General features: G+C 62.7%; 17 protein-coding genes. 14 read left to right on the top strand and 3 right to left on the bottom strand.

The window, feature by feature from the left end; genetic code table 11:
• Positions 1 to 98: 98 nt before the first annotated feature.
• Complete coding sequence (gene gor, locus B4F07_RS15355; protein ID WP_293700757.1) at positions 99 to 1,445, top strand: glutathione-disulfide reductase; 1,347 nt, start codon at positions 99 to 101, stop codon at positions 1,443 to 1,445.
• Between the two features lie 124 nt (positions 1,446 to 1,569).
• Here the strand turns inward: gor and B4F07_RS15350 are convergent, their stop codons facing one another.
• Positions 1,570 to 2,979, bottom strand: a complete 1,410-nt coding sequence (locus B4F07_RS15350) for a helix-turn-helix domain-containing protein (RefSeq protein ID WP_293700951.1) — start codon at positions 2,977 to 2,979, stop codon at positions 1,570 to 1,572.
• Positions 2,980 to 3,203: 224 nt separating this feature from the next.
• Between B4F07_RS15350 and B4F07_RS15345 the strand changes: the two genes are divergently transcribed.
• From B4F07_RS15345 to B4F07_RS15300, 10 genes are all read left to right on the top strand, one after another.
• Positions 3,204 to 4,736 carry an acyl-CoA carboxylase subunit beta gene (locus B4F07_RS15345; RefSeq protein WP_293700755.1) on the top strand — a complete coding sequence of 511 codons (1,533 nt, stop codon included), beginning with the start codon at positions 3,204 to 3,206 and terminating at the stop codon, positions 4,734 to 4,736.
• Between the two features lie 102 nt (positions 4,737 to 4,838).
• A complete protein-coding gene (gene mce, locus B4F07_RS15340) occupies positions 4,839 to 5,279 on the top strand; it encodes a methylmalonyl-CoA epimerase (RefSeq protein WP_293700754.1) in 441 nt (146 codons plus the stop codon).
• 180 nt (positions 5,280 to 5,459) lie between these two features.
• Entirely contained in the window at positions 5,460 to 7,607 is a 2,148-nt protein-coding gene (gene scpA / locus B4F07_RS15335) for a methylmalonyl-CoA mutase (protein WP_293700753.1), read from the top strand.
• 71 nt (positions 7,608 to 7,678) lie between these two features.
• Positions 7,679 to 8,722 carry a biotin synthase BioB gene (gene bioB / locus B4F07_RS15330; RefSeq protein WP_293700752.1) on the top strand — a complete coding sequence of 348 codons (1,044 nt, stop codon included), beginning with the start codon at positions 7,679 to 7,681 and terminating at the stop codon, positions 8,720 to 8,722.
• Complete coding sequence (locus tag B4F07_RS15325; RefSeq protein WP_293700751.1) at positions 8,719 to 8,895, top strand: hypothetical protein; 177 nt, start codon at positions 8,719 to 8,721, stop codon at positions 8,893 to 8,895. The genes bioB and B4F07_RS15325 overlap by 4 nt, the downstream gene beginning before the upstream one ends.
• A gap of 19 nt (positions 8,896 to 8,914) precedes the next feature.
• Positions 8,915 to 10,921, top strand: a complete 2,007-nt coding sequence (locus B4F07_RS15320; protein WP_293700750.1) for an acetyl-CoA carboxylase biotin carboxylase subunit — start codon at positions 8,915 to 8,917, stop codon at positions 10,919 to 10,921.
• Entirely contained in the window at positions 10,918 to 11,325 is a 408-nt protein-coding gene (locus tag B4F07_RS15315; protein WP_293700749.1) for an MAPEG family protein, read from the top strand. Before B4F07_RS15320 ends, B4F07_RS15315 begins: the two co-directional genes overlap by 4 nt.
• A 49-nt stretch (positions 11,326 to 11,374) precedes the next feature.
• On the top strand, positions 11,375 to 11,746 hold the full coding sequence (locus B4F07_RS15310) for a tRNA-binding protein (RefSeq protein WP_293700748.1): 372 nt from the start codon (positions 11,375 to 11,377) through the stop codon (positions 11,744 to 11,746).
• A gap of 128 nt (positions 11,747 to 11,874) precedes the next feature.
• Positions 11,875 to 12,882 (top strand): alpha/beta hydrolase, encoded by a 1,008-nt coding sequence (locus B4F07_RS15305; RefSeq protein WP_293700747.1) that lies wholly within the window; start codon positions 11,875 to 11,877, stop codon positions 12,880 to 12,882.
• A 71-nt stretch (positions 12,883 to 12,953) separates the two neighbouring features.
• The gene (locus B4F07_RS15300; RefSeq protein WP_293700745.1) at positions 12,954 to 13,361 is read left to right on the top strand and encodes an MAPEG family protein; all 408 of its coding nucleotides are present in this window, start codon (positions 12,954 to 12,956) and stop codon (positions 13,359 to 13,361) included.
• A gap of 204 nt (positions 13,362 to 13,565) precedes the next feature.
• Here the strand turns inward: B4F07_RS15300 and B4F07_RS15295 are convergent, their stop codons facing one another.
• On the bottom strand, positions 13,566 to 14,333 hold the full coding sequence (locus B4F07_RS15295) for a cyclase family protein (RefSeq protein WP_293700743.1): 768 nt from the start codon (positions 14,331 to 14,333) through the stop codon (positions 13,566 to 13,568).
• A 197-nt stretch (positions 14,334 to 14,530) separates the two neighbouring features.
• Between B4F07_RS15295 and B4F07_RS15290 the strand changes: the two genes are divergently transcribed.
• Positions 14,531 to 16,165: an MFS transporter gene (locus tag B4F07_RS15290; RefSeq protein ID WP_293700742.1), complete on the top strand. Its 1,635-nt coding sequence runs from the start codon at positions 14,531 to 14,533 to the stop codon at positions 16,163 to 16,165.
• Between the two features lie 44 nt (positions 16,166 to 16,209).
• On the top strand, positions 16,210 to 17,256 hold the full coding sequence (alr, locus tag B4F07_RS15285; protein WP_293700741.1) for an alanine racemase: 1,047 nt from the start codon (positions 16,210 to 16,212) through the stop codon (positions 17,254 to 17,256).
• Positions 17,257 to 17,327: 71 nt separating this feature from the next.
• Here alr and B4F07_RS15280 read toward each other — a convergent pair whose 3' ends face one another.
• Entirely contained in the window at positions 17,328 to 20,483 is a 3,156-nt protein-coding gene (locus tag B4F07_RS15280) for a TonB-dependent receptor domain-containing protein (RefSeq protein WP_293700740.1), read from the bottom strand.
• Between the two features lie 508 nt (positions 20,484 to 20,991).
• Between B4F07_RS15280 and phaR the strand changes: the two genes are divergently transcribed.
• Positions 20,992 to 21,528, top strand: coding sequence for a polyhydroxyalkanoate synthesis repressor PhaR (gene phaR / locus B4F07_RS15275; RefSeq protein ID WP_293700739.1), 537 nt, complete (start codon positions 20,992 to 20,994; stop codon positions 21,526 to 21,528).
• Positions 21,529 to 21,558 lie beyond the last annotated feature (30 nt).

Genomic DNA, 21,558 nt, shown 5'->3' with positions numbered 1-21,558 from the left:
TGTCTGTAATGGCAAAATTCGATTGGCATCGCGCCGCCGCGTAACCACATAGGCGCCGGCTGCGAATGTCAGCCAATTCCATTTCAGGGGTCTCCCACATGAGCAATTTCGATTTCGACCTGTTTGTCATCGGTGCCGGGTCGGGCGGGGTCCGCGCCTCGCGGGTTGCCGCATCCTATGGCGCGCGCGTTGCCGTCGCCGAGGAGCATCGGGTCGGCGGCACCTGTGTCATCCGCGGCTGCGTGCCCAAGAAATTGCTCGTCTACGGCGCGCATTTTGCCGAGGATCTGAAGGACGCGCGTCATTTCGGCTGGGACGTGCCCGACTGCAAATTCGACTGGGACCGGCTGCGCGACAATGTGCTGGCGGAGGTCACCCGGCTCGAAGGGCTCTATGGCCAGACGCTCGAGAACCACAAAGTCACGCTATTCAAAACGCGCGCGACGATTATCGGACCGCAAAAGGTGCGGCTGGCCGATGGACAGGAAATCACCGCCGAGCGCATATTGATCGCGACCGGCGGCTGGCCGTTCGTCCCCCAATTTCCGGGCAGCGAACATGCCATCACCTCGAACGAAGTCTTCCACCTCGACAAACTGCCGAAACGCGTCGTGATCGCCGGCGGCGGCTATATCGCCAATGAGTTTGCCGGCATCTTCAACGAATTCGGCAGCAAGGTAACGATCGTCAATCGCGGCGACACGATACTGCGCGGTTATGACGAGCAGATCCGTGACCGCCTGCTGCAAATTTCGATGACCAAGGGCATCGAATTCCGCTTCAACGCGCCGTTCGAGTCGATCGAGAAGAAGGAAGACGGCTCGCTGACCGTCCATCTAGGCAATTGCGATCCGATCGATGCCGACATCGTGCTGGTCGCCGCGGGCCGGGTGCCGAACACCAAGGGGTTGGGGCTGGAGGACGTCGGGGTCGAACTCGACAAGGAAGGCGCGATCAAGGTCGACGCGACGAACCAGTCGTCGGTACCGAGCATCTATGCTGTTGGCGATGTCACCAACCGCATTCAGCTGACTCCTGTGGCGATCCGCGAGGGGCAGGCCTTTGCCGACAGCGTGTTCGGCGGCAAGCCGACGGTCGTCGACTACGCCAATGTCCCGAGCGCGGTGTTCAGCCACCCGCCGATCGGCGCGGTCGGGATGACCGAGGCTGAGGCGCGCAACAAGCTCGGCACCGTCCGCGTGTACACGAGCGATTTCCGTGCGATGAAAAACGTCCTCGCGGGCCGCAATGAACGCGCATTGTACAAGATGATCGTCAATGAAGCGACCGATCAGGTGGTCGGGCTTCACATGATCGGGCCTGATGCGCCAGAGATTTTGCAGGCGGCGGCGGTGGCGGTGAAGGCGGGGCTGACCAAGGCGGACTTCGACGCGACAGTGGCTTTGCATCCGAGCATGGCGGAAGAGCTGGTGTTGTTGAAATAGCGTATCGCGGAACAACTATTTCCGTTCGTGTCGAGCGAAGTCGAGACACGTGAAGCCGGGCGCGAACTCAGCGTGTCTCGACTTCGCTCGACACGAACGGGCTTTGGGGCGGTTTTCTATTCGATCACCCAATCCGATACGGCACCACATCGCGCCGATCGGGATCAACCAAAATCGGCCGATCGCTGGGCGGGAAGGCCCGCTGGTCGCAATCGTCGCGCGGGCAGATACGGCACGACAGGCCGATCCGCGTCGCCGCCTGTGGCGCGGTGACATCGACCCCGTCGGCATAAACGAAGTCCCCCGCATATTGCGCCTCGCACCCCAGCGCGACGGCGTAGCGGCGCGGGCTGCGCGCATAGCTGCCCGAGGGTTTCACCAGCCCCTTCGCCATCGACACATAGCGCAGCCCGTCGGGCGTCTCGGCGAGCTGGAACAGGATGCGGTCGGGAATCGCCGCGGCTTCATGGACTATCCACAAGGGGCAGGCGCCGCCGAAGCGTGCGAATTGCAGCCGGGTGGCCGAGTGCCGCTTGGTGATATTGCCCGCCATATCGACGCGGCAGAAGAACATCGGAATGCCGCGCGCGCCGGGGCGCTGGAGGGTCGAGAGGCGATGGCACGCCTGTTCGAAGCTGACCCCAAAGTCCATGCGCAGGCGGTCGATGTCGTGGCGCACCGCGCGGGCGCTGGCGCGGAACGGGGCGTAGGGCATCAGCACCGCGCCCGCGGCATAGTTGGCGAGGCCGACGTGGAGCAGCTGGCGCGCCGCTGCGGTCCGCAGTGGCGAGGCCTCGACGACCGCCGCAATTTCGGCCGCCAGCGCCAGCGCCGCTAGCTGGTGCGCGAGCTGAAAACGCCGACTTTCGGCGGGCTGCGACGAGTCGATGACCAGATGGCGCATCGTCGCGTCGAAATCGCGCAGGCTTTGCGTCTGGGTATAAACGATCGAGATGCCGAGGGCATCGCGCAGCCGCCGCTCGATCGTCTCGATCGCGGGTGAGGGGTCTTTGCCGCGCAATTGCCCCGCCAGCGTTTCGGCGGCGCGGTCGATGCTGTCGACATAGTTTCCCGCGTCGTGAAACCAGTCGCGCACTTCCTCCCACGGGAGGCGGCTGCCCTCGGCGGTGCCGCCGGTCAGCGCCTCGTCGATGATCTGGAGACGTTGCCCGGCGCGGCGATAGGCGGCGTGGAGCGCGACGAACTGGTCGGCGAGTTGGGGCTGTTGCAGCGCGGCGCGTTCGAGCTGTTCGGGGGGCATCGGGGATTCAGCAAACAGCGGGTCGGCGGCGGCCTCACGAAGCGCGCCCGCGCGGCGGTCGCCGGCGTCGGCAGCGACTTCCTCCCATTCGAGCGGGAACAGCTTTTGCAGGCGGTCAAGGAGGGCCGGGGTCAGCGGGCGGTCGTCATGTTCGATCTGGCTGAGGTAGGAGGCCGAGATGGCCAGTGCGGTCGCGAAATCAGCCTGCTTGATGCCGCGATCCTGGCGCAGGGTTTTGAGGCGGGTTCCGGCGAAGATGCGGTTGCGGGTCATAGGGGACATCCAAATTCCGTTCGTGTCGAGCGAAGTCGAGACACCCATCGGGACCGAGCAATAACGATGGGTGTCTCGACTTTGCTCGACACGAACGGTGAAACGAGGGCAGGCTCCAATTGCCGCTACTTTGCAAACTATCACTTTGCAACTTTACAAATTCGCATTTGCGTGCGCGGCTCTAAGCAGGCAAACGACACTTTGAAGTGCGTTGGGAGAGCCGAATGTCCGCCAATATCGCCGAAATGGAACGCCGCCGCGCCGCCGCTGCCTTGGGCGGCGGGCAGAAGCGCATCGATGCGCAGCACAGCAAGGGCAAGCTGACCGCGCGCGAACGGCTCGACGTGCTGCTCGACGAGGGGTCGTTCGAAGAGCTCGACACCTATGTCGAACATAATTGCACCGATTTCGGGATGCAGGATCAGATCATCCCCGGCGACGGCATCGTCACCGGATCGGGCACGATCAACGGCCGTCTGGTCTATGTTTTCAGCCAGGATTTCACTGTTTTTGGCGGATCGCTGTCGGAGCGACACGCGCAGAAAATGATGAAAGTCATGGACAATGCGATGAAGGTCGGCGCGCCGATCATCGGGATCAACGACAGCGGCGGCGCGCGGATCCAGGAGGGCGTCGCGTCGCTGGGCGGCTATGCCGAGGTGTTCCAGCGCAATGTGCTGGCGTCGGGGGTGGTGCCGCAGATCAGCCTGATCATGGGGCCGTGCGCGGGCGGGGCGGTTTACAGCCCGGCGATGACCGACTTCATTTTCATGGTGAAGGACAGCAGCTATATGTTCGTCACCGGCCCCGATGTGGTCAAGACGGTGACCAACGAGGTGGTGACGCAGGAAGAACTGGGCGGCGCGATCACCCACACGACCAAAAGCTCGGTTGCCGACATCGCGTTCGAAAATGACATCGAGGCGCTGCTCGCGACGCGCGATTTCTTTGACTATCTGCCCGAAAACAACCGCAGCGGGGTGCCGGTGCGCCCGACGAGCGACCCGTTCGACCGCGCCGAACCCAGCCTCGACACGCTGATCCCGCCGAATGCGAACCAGCCGTATGACATGCACGAGCTGATCCGCAAAACGGTCGACGAGGGCGATTTTTTCGAGGTGCAGCCCGCCCATGCGGGCAACATCATCTGCGGTTTCGGGCGCATCGAGGGGCGGACGATCGGCATCGTCGCGAACCAGCCGCTCGTGCTCGCGGGCGTGCTCGACATCAATTCGTCGAAAAAGGCGGCGCGCTTCGTCCGTTTCTGCGACGCGTTCGAAATTCCGATCATCACCTTCGTCGACGTCCCCGGCTTCCTGCCCGGCACCGCGCAGGAGTTCAACGGCATCATCAAACATGGCGCGAAATTGCTCTTCGCTTATGCCGAGGCGACGGTGCCGAAGATCACCGTGATCACGCGCAAGGCCTATGGCGGCGCCTATGACGTGATGGCGTCAAAGCATCTGCGCGGCGATCTGAACTACGCCTGGCCGACCGCCGAGATCGCGGTGATGGGCGCGAAGGGCGCGGTCGAGATCATCTTTCGCAGCGACATCGGCGACCCGGAAAAGATCGCGCAGCGCACGAAGGAATATGAGGACCGTTTCGCCAATCCGTTCGTCGCGGCGTCGCGGGGGTATATCGACGAGGTGATCCATCCGCACAATACGCGCAAGCGGATCGCGCTGGGGCTGCGGAAGCTGCGGAACAAGCAGCTGGAGAATCCGTGGAAGAAGCATGACAATATTCCGCTTTGAGTTTTCTTCGTCACCCGGGACTTGATCCGGCGTCCCGCTTATTGGCGTTTGAAAAGCGGGATGCCGGATCAAGTCCGGCATGACGGAATTGGAGAGTTTGAAATGAAACTAGGCCGCCTCAACCATATCGGTGTTGCGACGCCGTCGATTGCGGACAGCATCGTCTTTTACCGCGACGTGATGGGCGCGACGCAGATTCATGCGCCGTTTGACCTGCCCGAGCAGGGGGTGAAGGTGTGTTTTGTCGATACGCCCGGCGCCGATGGGGCGCTGAACGGGACGCAGATCGAGCTGGTCGAGCCGTTGCCCGGCAACACTTCGATCGCGGGGTTTCTGGAGAAGAACCCGGCGGGGGGGCAGCATCATGTTTGTTACGAGGTGCCCGACATTCATGTGGCCAAGGCCGCGTTCGAGGCGCTGGGCAAGCGGGTGCTGGGGGAGCCACGGATCGGGGCGCATGGGACGCTGATTTTCTTCCTCCACCCCAAAGATATGGGCGGGGTGCTGACCGAGATTATGGAGACGCCGAAGGGGGCGCATTGAGCCCCATCACCCCCTCTCCCGTCGGGAGAGGGTTGCGCAGCCTTGGCAGCTTGCTGCCTAGGCGGAGCTGGGTGAGGGGATGAGACTTATCGAGAGGGCACAGACCCTCACCAACTTCGCCTAAGCCTGACGGGTAAGGCTTCGTATCCTCTCCCAAGGGGAGAGGGAATGGGATTGCATATGACCGACAAACCGACCATCGACCAATGGGCCGCCGCTGCCGACAAGGAAGTGAAGGGCAAGGACCTGACCTGGCACACGCCCGAGGGGATTGCCGTCAAGCCGCTCTACACGTCTGAGGACGTGCGCGAAGACCCCGGCCTGCCCGGTTTCGCGCCCTTTACCCGTGGCGTGCGTGCGTCGATGTATGCCGGGCGCCCATGGACGATCCGGCAATATGCGGGCTTTTCGACCGCCGAGGAATCGAACGCCTTTTACCGCCGCAACCTTGCCGCAGGACAGAAGGGGCTGTCCGTCGCTTTCGACCTTGCGACCCACCGCGGCTATGACAGCGACCATCCGCGCGTCACCGGCGACGTCGGCAAGGCGGGGGTCGCGATCGACAGCGTCGAGGATATGAAGATCCTGTTCGACGGCATCCCGCTCGACCAGATGTCGGTGTCGATGACGATGAACGGCGCGGTGATCCCGATCCTGTCGTTCTTCATCGTTGCGGGCGAGGAGCAGGGGGTCGATCGCAAATTGCTCGACGGGACCATCCAGAACGACATCCTGAAGGAGTTCATGGTCCGCAACACATACATCTATCCGCCCGAACCCTCGATGCGGATCATCAGCGACATCTTTGGCTACACCTCGCGCGAGATGCCCAAGTTCAACAGCATCTCGATTTCCGGCTATCATATGCAGGAAGCCGGCGCGACGCAGGTGCAGGAGCTGGCCTTCACCATCGCCGACGGCATGGAGTATGTGAAATATGGCGTCGCGTCGGGGCTGGACATCGACAAGTTTGCCGGGCGGCTGAGCTTCTTTTTCGCGATCGGCATGAATTTCTTCATGGAGATTGCGAAGCTGCGCGCGGCGCGGGTGCTGTGGCATCGCGCGATGACCAAGCTCGGCGCACAGGACGAACGCAGCAAGATGCTGCGCACACATTGCCAGACGTCGGGCGTGTCGCTGACCGAGCAGGATCCGTACAACAATGTCATGCGCACGACGATCGAGGCGATGGCGGCAATGCTGGGCGGCACCCAGTCGCTGCACACCAACGCGCTCGACGAGGCGATCGCGCTGCCCACCGATTTCTCCGCCCGCATCGCGCGCAACACGCAAATCGTCATCCAGGAAGAGACGGGGATGACCAAGGTCGTCGACCCGCTCGGCGGTAGCTATTATGTCGAGGCGCTGACGCAGGAGCTGGTCGACAAGGCGCAGGAGATTATCGACCGCGTCGAGGCCGAAGGCGGCATGGCGAAGGCTGTCGCCGCCGGCTGGCCCAAGGCAATGATCGAAACCGCCGCGGCGGCGCGACAGGCGCGGGTCGATCGCGGTGACGATGTGATCGTCGGGGTGAACAAATATCGCCTGAAGGACGAGGATCTGCTCGAAACGCTCGACATCGATAATGCCAAGGTGCGCGAAGGGCAGATTGCACGGATCAGGAAGACCAAGGCCGAACGCGACGAGGCGGGGTGTCAGGCGGCGCTGACCGCGCTGCGCCGGGGTGCAGCCAAACCTTCGAGCATCGACAACAACCTGCTCGCGCTCGCGGTCGAGGCGGCGCGGGCGCGCGCCACGCTGGGCGAAATCAGCTCGGCGATGGAGCAAAGTTTCGACCGTTATGGCACCCAACCGACCCCGGTGAAGGGCGTCTATGCCGCGCCATACGAAGGCGACGCGCGCTGGGCGCAGGTCGTCGACGGGGTGGAGGCAGTCACCCGGCGGCTGGGGCGGAAACCCAAGCTGCTCGTCGCCAAGATGGGGCAGGATGGCCACGACCGCGGCGCCAACGTCATCGCGTCGGCGTTCGGCGACATGGGGTTCGACATCGTGTCGGGACCGCTGTTCCAGACCCCCGATGAGACGGTGGTGCTGGCGCTCGACAGCGGGGTCGACGTTGTCGGCGCATCGAGTCTGGCGGCGGGGCACAAGACACTTATCCCCGAACTTATCCACAAGCTGCGCGAAGCGGGCCGCACCGACATCAAGGTGATCGCGGGCGGGGTGATTCCGCCGCAGGATTATGATTTCCTGCGCGATGCCGGGGTGCAGGGGATTTATGGGCCGGGGTCAAATGTTGTTGAGTGCGCCGCCGATGTGCTGCGCCTGCTGGGGCATAATATGCCGCCGATTGGAGAAGCTGCGTGAGTAATATTCAAACCACCCGTGCCCCTGCGAAGGCAGGGGCCCATCACCCGCGCTCTCCTTCTCACGCCGCGATGGCCGAACGGGCCGGAGATGGGCCCCTGCCTCCGCAGGGGCGCGGCGACGAATGTCGCCGCGACTGGACCCGCGAGGAAATTGCCACCCTGTTCGACCTGCCGTTCGACGAACTGATGTGGGAGGCGCAAAGCGTCCACCGCCGCCACCACGCGCGCGGCGAAATCCAGCTGTGTACCCTGCTCAGCATCAAGACCGGCGGCTGCGTTGAGGATTGCGGCTATTGCTCGCAGTCGAAAAGCGCCGACAGCGGGCTCAAGGCGACCAAGCTGATGGACGTCCGCGCGGTGCTGCAAGCCGCCGCGCAGGCGAAGGATTCGGGGTCGCAGCGTTTCTGCATGGGCGCCGCGTGGCGCAACCCCAAGGACCGCGACATGCCCGCGATCGTCGAGATGATCGAAGGCGTGCGCGCGATGGGCATGGAAACCTGCATGACGCTGGGGATGCTCAGCAAGGAACAGGCGCAGACGCTGGCGGTCGCGGGACTCGACTATTACAACCATAACATCGACACCTCGCCCGAAAATTACGGCAATGTCATCACGACGCGGACCTTTCAGGAGCGGCTCGACACGCTGGAAGAAGTGCGCAGCGCCGGAATTAACGTGTGCAGCGGCGGCATCGTCGGCATGGGCGAAACGCGCACCGATCGCGTCGGCTTCATCCACTCGCTCGCGACCCTGCCCGAACATCCGGGCAGCGTGCCGATCAACGCGCTGGTGCCGGTGAAGGGCACCGTGCTCGGCGACATGCTGGCCGACACCCCGCTCGCCAAGATCGACGACATCGAATTCGTCCGCACCGTCGCGGTGGCGCGCATCACCATGCCGATGAGCATGGTGCGGTTGAGCGCGGGCCGCGAGAGCATGTCGGAGGCGACGCAGGCGCTCTGCTTCATGGCCGGCGCGAACAGTATCTTCACCGGTGACAAGCTGCTCACCACTGGCAACCGCGGCGACAGCGCCGACGCCGCGCTGCTCGCCAAGCTGGGGCTGCGGCCGATGGAGAGCGAAGAGCCGATGCGGGTGGAGGCGGCGGAGTGACCGCGATCGAACTAACGGACGACGAACTGATCATCCTGAACAACTGCATGAACGAGATATGTAACGGCGTTCAGATCGAAGATTGGGAGTTCCAAACGCGGGTCGGTTCACCTCGGACGGTCGTGCAGGCTCTACTTGAGAAGATTAATGCCGCCCTCCCAGCCGAACGGTGACAGCGAAGGAAACCGAAAAGTGTTCAAGAAAATCCTGATCGCCAATCGCGGCGAAATCGCCTGCCGCGTCATCAAATCCGCGCGCCGCATGGGCATCGCCACGGTCGCCGTCTATTCGGACGCTGACGCGCGCGCGCCCTTTGTCCAGATGGCCGACGAGGCGGTGCATATCGGGCCGTCGCCCGCGTCCGAATCCTACCTGGTCGCCGACAAGATCATCGCCGCGTGCAAGCAAACGGGCGCCGAGGCGGTGCATCCGGGCTATGGCTTCCTGTCCGAACGCACCAGTTTCGCCGAGGCGCTGGCGAAGGACGGCATCGCCTTCATCGGCCCGCCGGTGAACGCGATCGCCGCGATGGGCGACAAGATCGAGTCGAAGAAGCTGGCGAAGGAAGCGGGGGTCAACGTCGTCCCCGGCTTCGTCGGCGAGATCGACGATACCGAACATGCGGTGCGGATTTCGAACGAGATCGGCTATCCGGTGATGATGAAGGCGTCGGCGGGCGGCGGCGGCAAGGGCATGCGGCTTGCCTATGACGAAAAGGACGTCCGCGAGGGCTTCGAGGCGACGAAGCGCGAGGGGCTCAACAGCTTTGGCGACGACCGGGTGTTTATCGAGAAGTTCATCCTCAACCCGCGCCATATCGAGATCCAGATCCTTGGCGACCAGCATGGCAACATTCTGTATCTGAACGAGCGCGAATGTTCGATCCAGCGGCGGCACCAGAAGGTCGTGGAAGAAGCGCCGTCGCCGTTCGTGACCGAAAAGATGCGGAAAGCGATGGGCGAGCAGTGCGTCGCGCTGGCGCGTGCCGTCGGCTATTATAGCGCGGGCACGGTCGAGCTGATCGTGTCGGGCGCCGACCCGACGGGCGAGAGCTTCTATTTCCTCGAAATGAACACGCGGCTGCAGGTCGAGCATCCGGTGACCGAGGCGATCACCGGCATCGACCTGGTCGAGCAGATGATCCGCGTCGCCGCGGGCGAGAAGCTGGGCATGACGCAGGACGACGTCAAGATCGATGGCTGGGCGATCGAGAACCGCGTCTATGCCGAGGATCCCTATCGCGGTTTCCTGCCCTCGACGGGGCGGCTCGTGCGTTATCGCACCCCGGTGCCGGCGTGGAAGGGCGACGAGCGCGGCGTCGACGGGGTGCGCGTCGATGCCGGGGTCGAGGAGGGCGGCGAAGTATCGATCTTCTACGACCCGATGATCGCCAAGCTGGTGACGTGGGGCGAAACGCGCGACGAGGCTGCGGACAAGCAGATCGCGGCGCTCGACCGGTTCGAGATTGAGGGGCTGGGTCATAATATCGATTTCGTGTCGGCGATCATGCAGCACCCGCGCTTCCGCTCGGGCGAGTTGACGACGGGCTTTATCGCCGAGGAATATCCCGACGGCTTTCACGGCGCCGCGACCGCGGATCATATCGTCCGTGCGCTGGCGGCGATCGCGGGTTTCATGGCGTCGGCCGAGGCCGACCGCGCGCGGCGCACCGACGGCCAGCTCGGCGACCGGCTCGATCCGCCTGCGAAATGGCAGGTCACCGTCGGCGGCACCGAGCATAAGGTGAAGCTCGGCCACAAGCATATCAAGGTTGACGGCGACAAGCTCGACATCGCGCTGGAATATACCCCCGGCGACCGGCTGGTGATTGCCGAGATCGACGGCAGCGAACTGGCAGTCAAGGTTGCGAAGACGCGCACCGGCTGGCGGATGACGACGCGCGGGCGCATCCATGATGTGCGCGTGCTGCCTTGGCACGTCGCGCCGCTGACCCGGCATATGATCGAAAAGATCCCGCCCGACCTGTCGCGCTTCCTGATCTGCCCGATGCCGGGCCTACTCGTCGCGCTGCATGTCGGTGCGGGCGACAAGGTCGAGGCGGGGCAGCCGCTGGCGACGGTCGAGGCGATGAAGATGGAGAATATCCTGCGCGCCGAGAAGGCGGGTACGGTGAAGAGCGTCAACGCGGCGCAGGGCGATAGCCTCGCGGTCGATGCGGTCATATTGGAGATGGAATGACGCTGCCGATCACGGCGCTGGTCGCCGTCACGTGCGGCATCATGCTGCTCGCCACCAGCATCGACGTGGTGATCCAGCGCGAACGTTCCCATGCGCTGTTCGGCGACGCCGGGAACGACCGCTTACGCCGCGCCATTCGCGCCAACGCGAATCTGGCGGAACATGCGCCAGTGCCGATCATCCTGATCGGCCTGTTGGAGTTCGCGGGCGCCGACCCATTCGGCCTCTCGACCATTGCGGCGCTGTTCGTGTCGGGGCGCGCGGCAAATCTGGTCGGACTTTACCGGTCCCGCGCCGACGGTAAGCCGCCGGTCGGCCGCGTGATCGGCATTTTCGCCACATGGGCGGCGGTCCTTGCGCTTTGCCTCTGGCTGGGCTGGATGGTCGTGCTGCCGATGCTTTGACTGGCGCCGCCTTGCGCATTGCAGGGCCATCAGGCTAGATTTCGGCGCGATGCACATCGACCATGACATCGGGCAGCCCGCCGCCGAGCCCATCACGTTCGACGACTTCCTGCGTGTCGACATCCGCATCGGTACCATCCTGGAGGCCGAACCCTTCCCCGAAGCGCGCAAGCCCGCGTTTAAGCTGAAAATCGACTTCGGCCCTGCGATCGGGATCAAGAAGAGCAGCGCGCAAATCGTCGATCGCTACGCGCTGGATGAGCTGGTCGGTCGGCAGGTTGCCGCGGTGGTCAACTTCCCGGCGCGCCAGGTCGGCAAATTCCTGTCCGAAGTTCTGACGCTTGGTTTCGCCGACGATGCCGGCGCGGTCATCCTGTTTGCGCCCGATATTCCGGTTCCCAACGGATCGAGGCTGTTCTGATCGCCAAGGCGGGCTAGCTCACTTGCGATGCAGCGCGCCGCAGCGCGAGCGTTTAGCCAGCCCCGACTTGTCGAGCGCGGCCCGGATGGCCTAGCTTAGGTGCAATAGACGATCAGGGGAGATGGGCGATGGGGTTTCGGGCAAAGATGATCGCGGCGGCGATCATTGCCGCGCTAGTGACGCCGAGCGTCGTGGCGCAGGAACGGGCGAAGCGTGACTATGACGTCATGGTGACGCGCGATGTCGTTTACGGCCGCGCCCCGATCGGCGTTTCGATCGACGGCGCCAAGGCGCGCGACCTGCTCCTCGACGCCTATCGTCCGGCGGTGGACAGCAAGCCGCTGACCGATCGTCCAGCGATCGTCATGGCGTTCGGCGGCGCGTTCCACCGCGGCGACAGGGGCGACATGCATTTCACTGGCGACGGCGCGCAAGACAGCTCGATGGCCGATTATTGCCGTACCTTCGCCGCCGCGGGCTACGCTTGTTTTTCGATCGACTACCGATTGATCCATGAAATTCCACAACTGGTCCGCCCGCTCGATGACAAGCGCATCGTACCCATGGCCGTGAACATGGCGCCGCAAAATATCGAGCGGATCGAGGAGGTGCGTCGGCTGATGGGGTTGGCGCCGTTCGACGACATCACGCTGACTCATTATTGGCATACCACCTTTGCCGCCGCCGACGATATGGCCATGGCGGCGAATTTCGTCCGCGCCTATGCCGCCAAATATGGCGTCGATGGCGACCGGCTGGCGCTTGGTGGGTTTTCCGCGGGGGCAATCACGGCGCTCAATACCGCTTATGGCATCGGCGTTCCGGCAAAGGCAGTGGTGTCGCTGTCGGGCGGGATCAGCGGCTATAATCTGTATGAAACGACAGAGCGCGGCATGGCGCCCGCTTTACTGATCCTGGGGCAGAATGACTTTGCGGGGGTGATCAACGGCACCCGGCATACCGCCGCCGCGCTAACCGGTAAAGGAGTCGCCGCCGAGATAGCATGGGTGCCGGGGTTCGGGCATTTCTACCCGATGGGCGCGGTCAGCCTAGGGGACAAGGTCAGCCGTATGCCGGTGTCGGCGCGCGTCCTCGATTTCCTCGACGCGAAACTTAGCAAAACGCCCAGCCCATAGCGGCGATTGGCGGTGGCAAACGGTGCCGGGTCGACTAGGCTGCGGCGCATGACCATGGGGGAGATGAGACGATGACATTACCGGTAACCGCGTTTGTCGGCGCCGTCTGCGCGTTGTTGCTGTTGTTCACCGCGATATTGACGGTGCGCCAGCGCCTGCGCCTGAAAGCGGCGTTTGGAGATCATGGCGATGCGAAGCTGATTGCTGCGAGCCGGAGCCACGGCAACCTGGCCGAACATGCGCCGATCGTCGTCATCCTGCTGGGATTGCTGGAAACCGCGCGGGCTAATCATATGGCGCTGATGGTGATCGGGGCGCTGTTCCTGATCGGCCGTGTCGCGCATATCGCCGGGCTGCACGCGCCGGTCGCGCCGGGCAAGCCGCCGGTGACGCGGCAGATCGGGGTTGTCGCGACATGGATTACCCTGCTGGCACTGGGCGGGTGGACGTTGTGGATGCTGGTGACGGTGAATTTGTAGCTGAGCGCGACGGTGGATGATGGGGTGGGGAGCGGTCCTAATAGGCTCGTCACCCCGGACTAGATCCGGGGTCCATGAGGCCGCGCGTCGCCCGCTGCTGAGAGGGCGCATGGATCCCGGATCAAGTCCGGGATGACGAAAGCTTATGGCCGCAATTTGGCCGATTTCGGTCTTTCCGTTACGCCTAGAAAAGTCTGCCAGAACTCAATCCGCAACCAGCGCCACCGCCCGGATCCACCCCGCGCTCGCGCGTTCAATCTTCACCGGGAAGCAGCTGAAGGTGAAGCCCGTCGCCGGGATCGCCTCCAAATTGGTCAGCTTTTCAATCTGGTAATAGGGCCGGATGCGCCCCGCCTTATGTCCTTCCCAGATGATCGACGGATCGCGCGTTTCGGCCCAGCGCCGCGCGGTATGGCTGAACGGTGCGTCCCAGCTCCATGCGTCGGTGCCAACAACCTGCACGCCGCATGTCGTCAGGTAGAGCGTCGCCTCGGCACCCATGCCGCACCCCTGGTCGGTGAAATTGTCGGTGCCATAGATTGCGCCCGACTGGATAAGCACGATGTCGAGCGGCTGGAGGTCGTGGCCGATCCGCGCCAGCTCCGCTTCGACCTCGGCGCCGCTGACCACATGGCCGTGCGGGCGGTCGGAAAAGTCGAGCTTGACCCCGGGGCGAAAGAATAGGTCGAGCGGCGCTTCGTCGATCGACGGGGCCGGGGTCGCGCCGCTATCGGTGGTCGAATGATAATGCCAGGGCGCGTCCATGTGGGTGCCGTTATGCGTGCTGAGCGACAGCATCTCGACCGCCCAGCCTTCGCCGTCGGGCAGGTCTTCGCGGGTCAATCCCGGAAAGAACATCGCGATCTGCTCCCACGTGTTTTCGTGGGTCATATAGGTGATATGGGGCCGCATCACCGGCGGGTCGGAGACGACATCGTTGGTGATCGGGATCGACAGGTCGATGAACTGCATTTGCTCAGTCTGCCACCTTATGATGTCCTCGCCAAGAAGACTTGCGCACAGCCATGGGGCAACTAGACGTAGCGTAACCGTTCGTGTCGAGCGAAGTCGAGACACCTTTGCGGCGTCTATGCATGCGAGGCATCTCGGCTACGCTCGATGCGAACGGAAAAGAAAGAAGCCCGAACGGGTGGGGGAGCCAGAATTATATGACCGAAGCCAGTGCCACGGGCGCCGTTTACGAACCGACGCAAAAAGAAATCCGCATGGTCATCGCCGCCTCGTCGGCGGGGACGGTGTTCGAGTGGTATGACTTCTTCATCTATGGCACGCTCGCCGCGATCATCGGCAAGGCCTTTTTCCCGAGCGACAATGCTACGCTAGAAACCCTGCTCGTGTGGGCTGGGTTCGCGGTCGGGTTCGGCTTCCGCCCGCTCGGGGCCGTCTTGTTTGGCTTCTTGGGCGATCGGCTGGGGCGCAAATATACATTTCTCGTCACCGTCACCTTGATGGGCGTCGCGACCGCCGGCGTGGGCATGATTCCATCGGCGGCGACGATCGGCATCGCTGCACCGATTATCGTTATTCTGCTCCGCGTGTTGCAGGGGCTGGCGCTCGGCGGCGAATATGGCGGCGCGGCGGTTTATGTCGCCGAACATTCGCCCCCCGGAAAGCGCGGATTTTACACCAGCTTCATCCAGGCGAGCGTCGTCGGTGGCTTTGTGCTGAGCCTGGTCGTCGTGCTGGGGTGCAAAGCGTTGATGCCAACCGAAGTGTGGGAAAGCTGGGGCTGGCGGGTGCCGTTCCTGCTATCGCTGATCCTGCTCGCGATCTCGCTGTGGATGCGGCTGAAACTGTCGGAAAGCCCGGTGTTTCAAGCGATGAAAGCGCAGGGCGAACTGGCGAAGAACCCGCTGAAGGAAAGCTTCACCTATCCCGGCAATCCGCGCCGCATCTTTATTGCGCTGTTCGGGATCGCCGCTGGCCTGACGGTCATTTGGTACACCGCGATGTTCTCAGGCCTTTCATTCCTGAAAGGGCCGATGAAGGTCGAGGACACCGCCGCCGAAATCATCGTGGGCTGCGCCGCCGCGGTCGGCATGGGCTTTTTCATCTGGGCCGGGCATTTGTCCGATCGCGTCGGACGCAAGAAGCCGATCGTGTGGGGTTATGGCGTGACGCTGGTGCTGTTGTTCCCGCTGTTCTGGTGGATGGGCAGCGTTGCCAATCCGTCTTTGCAATCCGCCGCCGCGGCAGCGCCGGTGACGGTCACGGGATCGCGGTGCGATTTCGATCCTTTTGCCCAGCAGCAGCAAACCGCCTGCGGCAAGACGCTCGGCGAGCTCACCCGGCTCGGCGTGCCCTATACCGTTGAGGCTAGCGATAGCGGGTTCGACCGCGTCAAGATCCGCATCGGCGACCGCGAGGTGGCAAGCGAAGATCCGTCGTTGCTGCAACCCGCGCTGGAGGCGAGCGGTTATGATTTCGCCAAGCAGATCCCCGGCTGGGGGAGCATTGCGGTCATCTTCCTCGCGCTGCTGGGGCTCAGCGCGCTGTCGGGCTTTACTTATGGCCCGGTCGCAGCGCTGCTGTCCGAGATGTTCCCGCCGCATGTGCGCTATTCGTCGCTGTCGATCCCCTATCATATCGGGACCGGCTATTTCGGCGGTTTCCTGCCGCTGATCGCAAGCTTTATCATCGCCAAGACGGGTAATGCCTATTCGGGGCTGTGGTACACATGGGCCGTGGTGCTGGTCGCGTTTCTCGTCACCGCCTTCATGCTCAAGGATCCGGTCGAGGGGCAGTGGGACAAGGCATCGCCCGGCGCGCCGCCCGCCGCCTGATCGACCCCATTGGCGTGACCCGCGAAGCCGTATAGGGCGCAGGGATGATTGCCGTGCCGTCACCGCTCCGCCTGCGCCTTTCGTCCGAAGCGCTTGTTGCCAACTGGCGCTGGCTGGCGCGGCAAAGCGGCGCGGCGGCGTGCGGGGCGGCGCTCAAGGCCGATGGCTATGGCCTTGGCGCGCGCGCGGTGATGCAGCATCTGGCGGCCGCTGGGTGCCGCGACTTTTTTGTTGCGACGTGGGCCGAGGCGGCGGCGCTCATGCCGCTGCCTGCCGGTGTGTCGCTATCGGTCCTCCACGGCGTGGGCGAAAGCGACATGGTCGCCGCGCGCCTGCTCCCCGCGCGACCGGTGCTCAACAGTGTTGAACAGGTGCAGCGCTGGCGGGCGGCGGGTGAGGGGCGGCCGTGCGACGTGATGGTCGACACTGGCATGAACCGGCTGGGACTGCGCGTTGAGGAGGCAATGGGCGGCGCGCTCGATGGGCTGATGATCGAAACGCTGCACAGCCATTTGGCGTCGGCCGATGAGGACAGCGAGCAGAATGGCCAGCAACTCGCCGCCTTTCGCACGCTGCGCGAAAAAATCACGGCGCGGCGTTACAGCCTCGCGAACAGCGCGGGTATCTGCCTTGGCGCCGACTATGCGTTCGACCTGACCCGCCCGGGGATCGCGCTCTATGGCGGCATCCCGCGCCGCGAGGCTGCAGGCCATATCCGCCAGGTCACCCGCCCCGAGGCACGCGTGCTGCAAGTGCGGACGGTCCCGGCGGGTGAGACGGTCGGCTATGGCGCGGCGTGGACCGCGCCGCGCGACAGCCGCATCGCAGTGGTGAATTTGGGTTATGCCGACGGCTATCTGCGCTGCCACGCGGGCAACGGCGGTGCGTCATGGCGGGGGCAGGCGCTGCCGCTTGTCGGCCGCGTGTCGATGGACATCACGACGTTCGACGCCAGCGATGTGGAGGGACTAGGCGAGGGCGACTGGCTGATGCTCGATTATGACCTGGCGCCTGTTTCGTCGCACAGTGGCCTGTCGCAATATGAGTTGCTGACCGGGCTTGGGAGCCGGTTCGAGCGTCGCTGGTCTTGATCGCAGCTATCGTAGACAAAAAAAGGGCCGCTCCAACGAGCGGCCCTTTCTCTTTGTGCCGGTGACGCGGGTTAGAATTTGAACTTCGCGCCTGCGTACATATAGCGTCCGGTGACCGGGAAGATGGCGCTGCCATCGCCGGTTCCGGTCAAGCCCCAAGGCGGCAACGTGTCGAACACATTGTCCATACCGACGAAGAAACGGAAGTTCTTGTCGACGGTATAGCCCACCTGCAGATCGACGTAGCCGATGCTGGGGTAGTATTTGACCGGGAACGCGTCGGCATTTGTCGGCGGACGGCCCTGATGCGAGTGCTGCGTTTCCCACGTTGCAATCGCCTGCTTTCCGATCCAGCGGAAATCATAATCGATGTCCCACGCGCCGGCGACGAGGGTGACGCCCAAGCTACCTTCCCAGATCGGATCGCCCAGTTCGCCGTGGACGCGATCCGAGAACGTCGGATCGGCGATCGAGGTGAAGAACTCGCGGTTTTCGATCCACGACAGTGCGCCGTTGAGCGAAATCCGGACATCTTCGTTAAAGCGATAGGTGTAGTCGAGTTGCGCATCGATACCCGACGCCTTGAACGAAGCGTAGTTCAAAGGACGGTTGATGAACGACGGGCCGAGCCGCGCAAAGTTGAATTGCGGGAAGCCACCCACGGTACGGTTGGTCTGACCATCGAAGGTGAAGTCGGTGATCGGATTGCCCGGCGTGCTACGGCGCGAGATCGCTGCGCAATAGATATTGTCGATGCCGACCGAATCATCATAGCAGCGATTGATCAGGGTCTGACCGGTTAGCGACGAAATCGCCTGATCAATCTTGATCCGATAGTAATCAACCGACAAGCTGAGGCCCGGAATGAACTGGGGCTGGAACACCGCACCAAAGGTCAGGTTCTTGCCGATTTCCGGCGTCAGGTTCAGGTTCCCTTCATTGAAGCCCGAAATACCCGATGCTGGCGTGTTGACCCAAGGCGTTGTCGAGCCATCCGGCAATTGCAGAACGGTTGGGATACCAGCTGCGGCGCAGTTGCGAGCGCGGTTGGGGTTCTGGTTGATGACGGTCTGACTGCACGGATCGACGAAGCCATTCTGGAAGGTTTCGGCCTGTGCTGCGTAGTTATCCGACAAGTTTGGCGTCCGTACCGAACGCGCATAGCCAGCGCGCAGACGCACACCGTTGAACGGCGAATAGATGACGCCAACGTTATAGGCATACACCTTCTTCGCGATGTTGCTGTAGTCTGACATGCGTCCCGACGCCTCGACCGTCAGCTCTTCAGCCAGCGGCATGTCGGCAAGGAGCGGAATGCGGATTTCGCCATAGAGCTCCTTGCTGGTGATCGACGGCGGGTCGAAGGCGGCAAACGCGTTCAGCGTTGTCCGGCCAGCCGTTGTTTCAGCATCATAGCCCGAGAAAGCGTCTTCCCTCCGATATTCAACGCCAACCGCGAAGCCGATCGGACCACCGGGGAGTTCGAACAAGCCCGACGTATCGCCCGAGATAAAGGCCGTGGCATTGAACATTTCCGCCCATTGTTCCCGGAACGGCGTGTACGACGCATAAGCCAGCCCGTCGGGCGTGGTCAGCGGAGCTCCCTCGCCGAACAGATTGATCGGACGGCAGTTGGGGTCGTCGTTGGTCGTGATCGCATCGGCGTTGATACGGCACACAATTTGTCCGTTTGACCGTACAGCGTTGACCGCATTGTTGAACTTGGCGGAAATAAAGTGACCGCCTGCTTCATAATATGTCTCGGTACGACCCCAGTTCAGAGCCACTTCGTAGCGCAGGTTGCCCGACGAACTGATATCGCCGCGCACGCCGCCGACGAGGCTCCAGGTTTCACGTTCATGATCTTCGGTACGCGTCCCGATGTCGTTCAGGAAACGGATCATGGAGAAGCCGCCTGTCGTCGACGTCGTATTGAAGATCGACTGAAGCGTCGAGAACGCTTGCGGTGACAAATAGGGGTTGTCGAGGAAGAAGGTCGATGTCGTGCCGCCCAACGAGAGCGCGACCGGCTGGGTCGACGTCTGATTGGCCGTGATGTTGACATATTTGCCCTCGAAGAAGACTTCCGCCGCCGGCGAGAATTCATAGCGGGCAAGAAGCGTTGCGTTGTAACGCTTCAGACCCGGCAGCAACATCGCGCCCTCAACGCCGCTGGCGCCAAGGCCGCCGCGGATGCCGCCGCCGACCTGACGCAGATCGATGGCGGGAACGTTGCGCAACAAAGTGCCGCCCGGCTGGAACATATAGTTGTCGGCGATACGGGTACCGGTAGGCGTCAGCCCCGGCGCGCAGACAAGCGCACGCTGAGCCGCGTTTGTCGCCGTCGGTGCGGGACACGAAGTCAAAACGGCGCCGCCCAGCGAAGCATTGCCAAAGGTTGCGCCCGGGAAGGCATCGAAAAAGGCGGTATCTGGAATGCCATCACCAGCAGGCGGCTCGCCGAACGTATTGTCGACGGTTGCAAAGCCCGGCGTGCCGGTGAAAGCGCCAGTCTGAGCATTGCGATCAGAGAACAGGAGCGTTCTGGAATTGGCATAGCCGCCCGAGATGGCGATATTGCCACGACCGTCGGCGAAATTGCGGCCGAATACCGCGCTGATCTGATGCGATCCGCGATCGCCGCGGCTGGAAACACCGCCCTGCGCGTTGACGGCAAAGCCGTCATAATCGCGCTTCAGGATGAAGTTCACCACGCCTGAAATAGCATCCGAACCATAAACCGCCGAGTTGCCACCGGTGACGAGGTCAACGCGTTCGAGCAATTCGGTCGGGATCGTGTTGGTATCGACGCGGTACGTGCCTGGCGTCGAGGTAACCGAGCGACGTCCGTTTACCAGCACCAGCGTCCGGGTCGTACCCAAACCGCGCAAATCGAGCAGATTGAGACCCGACGTACCGATCGCAGCGGTCGAGTTCGCTTGGGTGAAGGTTGAACGCAGTTGCGGAAGGCGGTTCAGCATATCGCCCAGCGAAAGCTCACCGGTTCCGAGCAGGTCTTCTGCATCGACCGAGGTGATCGGAATTGATGCTTCAAGGTTGGGACGATTCAAGATGCGCGAGCCGGTCACAACAATGACGTTGCCGTCACTAGCATCTTCGGATGAATCGGTTGGTGCCACAGGATCATCTTGTGCAAAGGCGGGAGTCGCGCCGAGCAAAGCGAGCGACAAGGCGGTACCCCGCAAAAGCAGGCTGGTTTTTTTCATGATATATTCCCCGGTTGACCGTTCAACAGAAAGAGAACGGCTTGGAGGAAAGAAAGCGGGAAAGTTTCACTCGCACAAGTCTTTGATGGCAGAAATCTTACACCGGTACGTTTCCCATCAGCTGCTGTGTTATTTTTGCAACAGGCGTTGATGCAGGCTGTGCCCAGGAGCATCCGTGGGACCTGATCAAATTGTGAAATGAACGGCTTGTCTTGAACGATCCAAGCATTCCTTTATATCAACCAAACAGTTTCATGGGAAACGATCTTGCTTAATCGCGAGGAAACCGGGGGGGTGCGAGCGAGCTAATCCCGGACGACGTCCAGGTTGGCGGCAACATGGGGCGTACACCCACCGGCTTCTTGATGGCGCCGAGGCGCGCCGAATCGGGTTCGGCCCGCGACGCCATGTTGCGATGCATCATAAATTGATGCTATTGCCCTCAACAAGCGAAGATCCCGCGCGGCGCGGTCGTCATTATGCGGAAACAAAAGGAGCGCGGGTCAAGATGGCGAAGTCCAAGACGACGGCGGACGATGGCGTCGTCACGATCAAGAAATACGCCAACCGGCGGCTCTATGACACCGAACGCAGCTGTTACATAACACTTGAGGACCTGGGCACGATGGTCCGCGATGGCCGTGAATTTCGCGTTGTCGATGCCAAGAGCGGCGATGACATCACGCATAATGTCCTGACGCAGATCATCATGGACGAGGAAACGCGCGGCGAAACGCTGTTGCCGGTCAATTTCCTGCGTCACCTGATCGGTATGTATGGCGACAAGATGCAGTCGATGGTGCCGCAATATCTGGAAGCGTCGATGACCGCATTCCGCAAGAATCAGCAGGATGTCCGCGCTGCGTTCGATGGCGTACTCGGGTCAAACCCGCTTGCGGAGCTGACGCGGCGCAATATGGAGATGTTCCAGCAGGCGGCGGGCGCATTCATCCCGGGCGCTGGCGCAAGCAAGGCGAAGGACGCGGAAATTGCAGCGTTGAAGGCCGAAGTGGCCGCGCTCAAGGCGGAACTCGCCAAGAAATAAGTGGACCGGGCGCTCTTCCGCCCCCAGCGA

Source organism: Sphingopyxis sp. UBA6723 (assembly GCF_002454115.1).
GTDB lineage: Bacteria > Pseudomonadota > Alphaproteobacteria > Sphingomonadales > Sphingomonadaceae > Sphingopyxis.
The sequence above is the reverse complement of the archived record's forward strand: the minus strand, read 5'-3'. Positions and strand labels throughout refer to the sequence as shown.

Excerpts from the sequence above, each read along its gene's own strand:
- gor (WP_293700757.1), top strand. The coding sequence starts at position 99 with ATGAGCAATTTCGATTTCGACCTGTTTGTCATCGGTGCCGGGTCGGGC.
- B4F07_RS15350 (WP_293700951.1), bottom strand. The coding sequence starts at position 2,979 with ATGACCCGCAACCGCATCTTCGCCGGAACCCGCCTCAAAACCCTGCGC.
- B4F07_RS15345 (WP_293700755.1), top strand. The coding sequence starts at position 3,204 with ATGTCCGCCAATATCGCCGAAATGGAACGCCGCCGCGCCGCCGCTGCC.
- mce (WP_293700754.1), top strand. The coding sequence starts at position 4,839 with ATGAAACTAGGCCGCCTCAACCATATCGGTGTTGCGACGCCGTCGATT.
- scpA (WP_293700753.1), top strand. The coding sequence starts at position 5,460 with ATGACCGACAAACCGACCATCGACCAATGGGCCGCCGCTGCCGACAAG.
- bioB (WP_293700752.1), top strand. The coding sequence starts at position 7,679 with ATGGCCGAACGGGCCGGAGATGGGCCCCTGCCTCCGCAGGGGCGCGGC.
- B4F07_RS15315 (WP_293700749.1), top strand. The coding sequence starts at position 10,918 with ATGACGCTGCCGATCACGGCGCTGGTCGCCGTCACGTGCGGCATCATG.
- B4F07_RS15310 (WP_293700748.1), top strand. The coding sequence starts at position 11,375 with ATGCACATCGACCATGACATCGGGCAGCCCGCCGCCGAGCCCATCACG.
- B4F07_RS15305 (WP_293700747.1), top strand. The coding sequence starts at position 11,875 with ATGGGGTTTCGGGCAAAGATGATCGCGGCGGCGATCATTGCCGCGCTA.
- B4F07_RS15300 (WP_293700745.1), top strand. The coding sequence starts at position 12,954 with ATGACATTACCGGTAACCGCGTTTGTCGGCGCCGTCTGCGCGTTGTTG.
- B4F07_RS15295 (WP_293700743.1), bottom strand. The coding sequence starts at position 14,333 with ATGCAGTTCATCGACCTGTCGATCCCGATCACCAACGATGTCGTCTCC.
- B4F07_RS15290 (WP_293700742.1), top strand. The coding sequence starts at position 14,531 with ATGACCGAAGCCAGTGCCACGGGCGCCGTTTACGAACCGACGCAAAAA.
- alr (WP_293700741.1), top strand. The coding sequence starts at position 16,210 with ATGATTGCCGTGCCGTCACCGCTCCGCCTGCGCCTTTCGTCCGAAGCG.
- B4F07_RS15280 (WP_293700740.1), bottom strand. The coding sequence starts at position 20,483 with ATGAAAAAAACCAGCCTGCTTTTGCGGGGTACCGCCTTGTCGCTCGCT.
- phaR (WP_293700739.1), top strand. The coding sequence starts at position 20,992 with ATGGCGAAGTCCAAGACGACGGCGGACGATGGCGTCGTCACGATCAAG.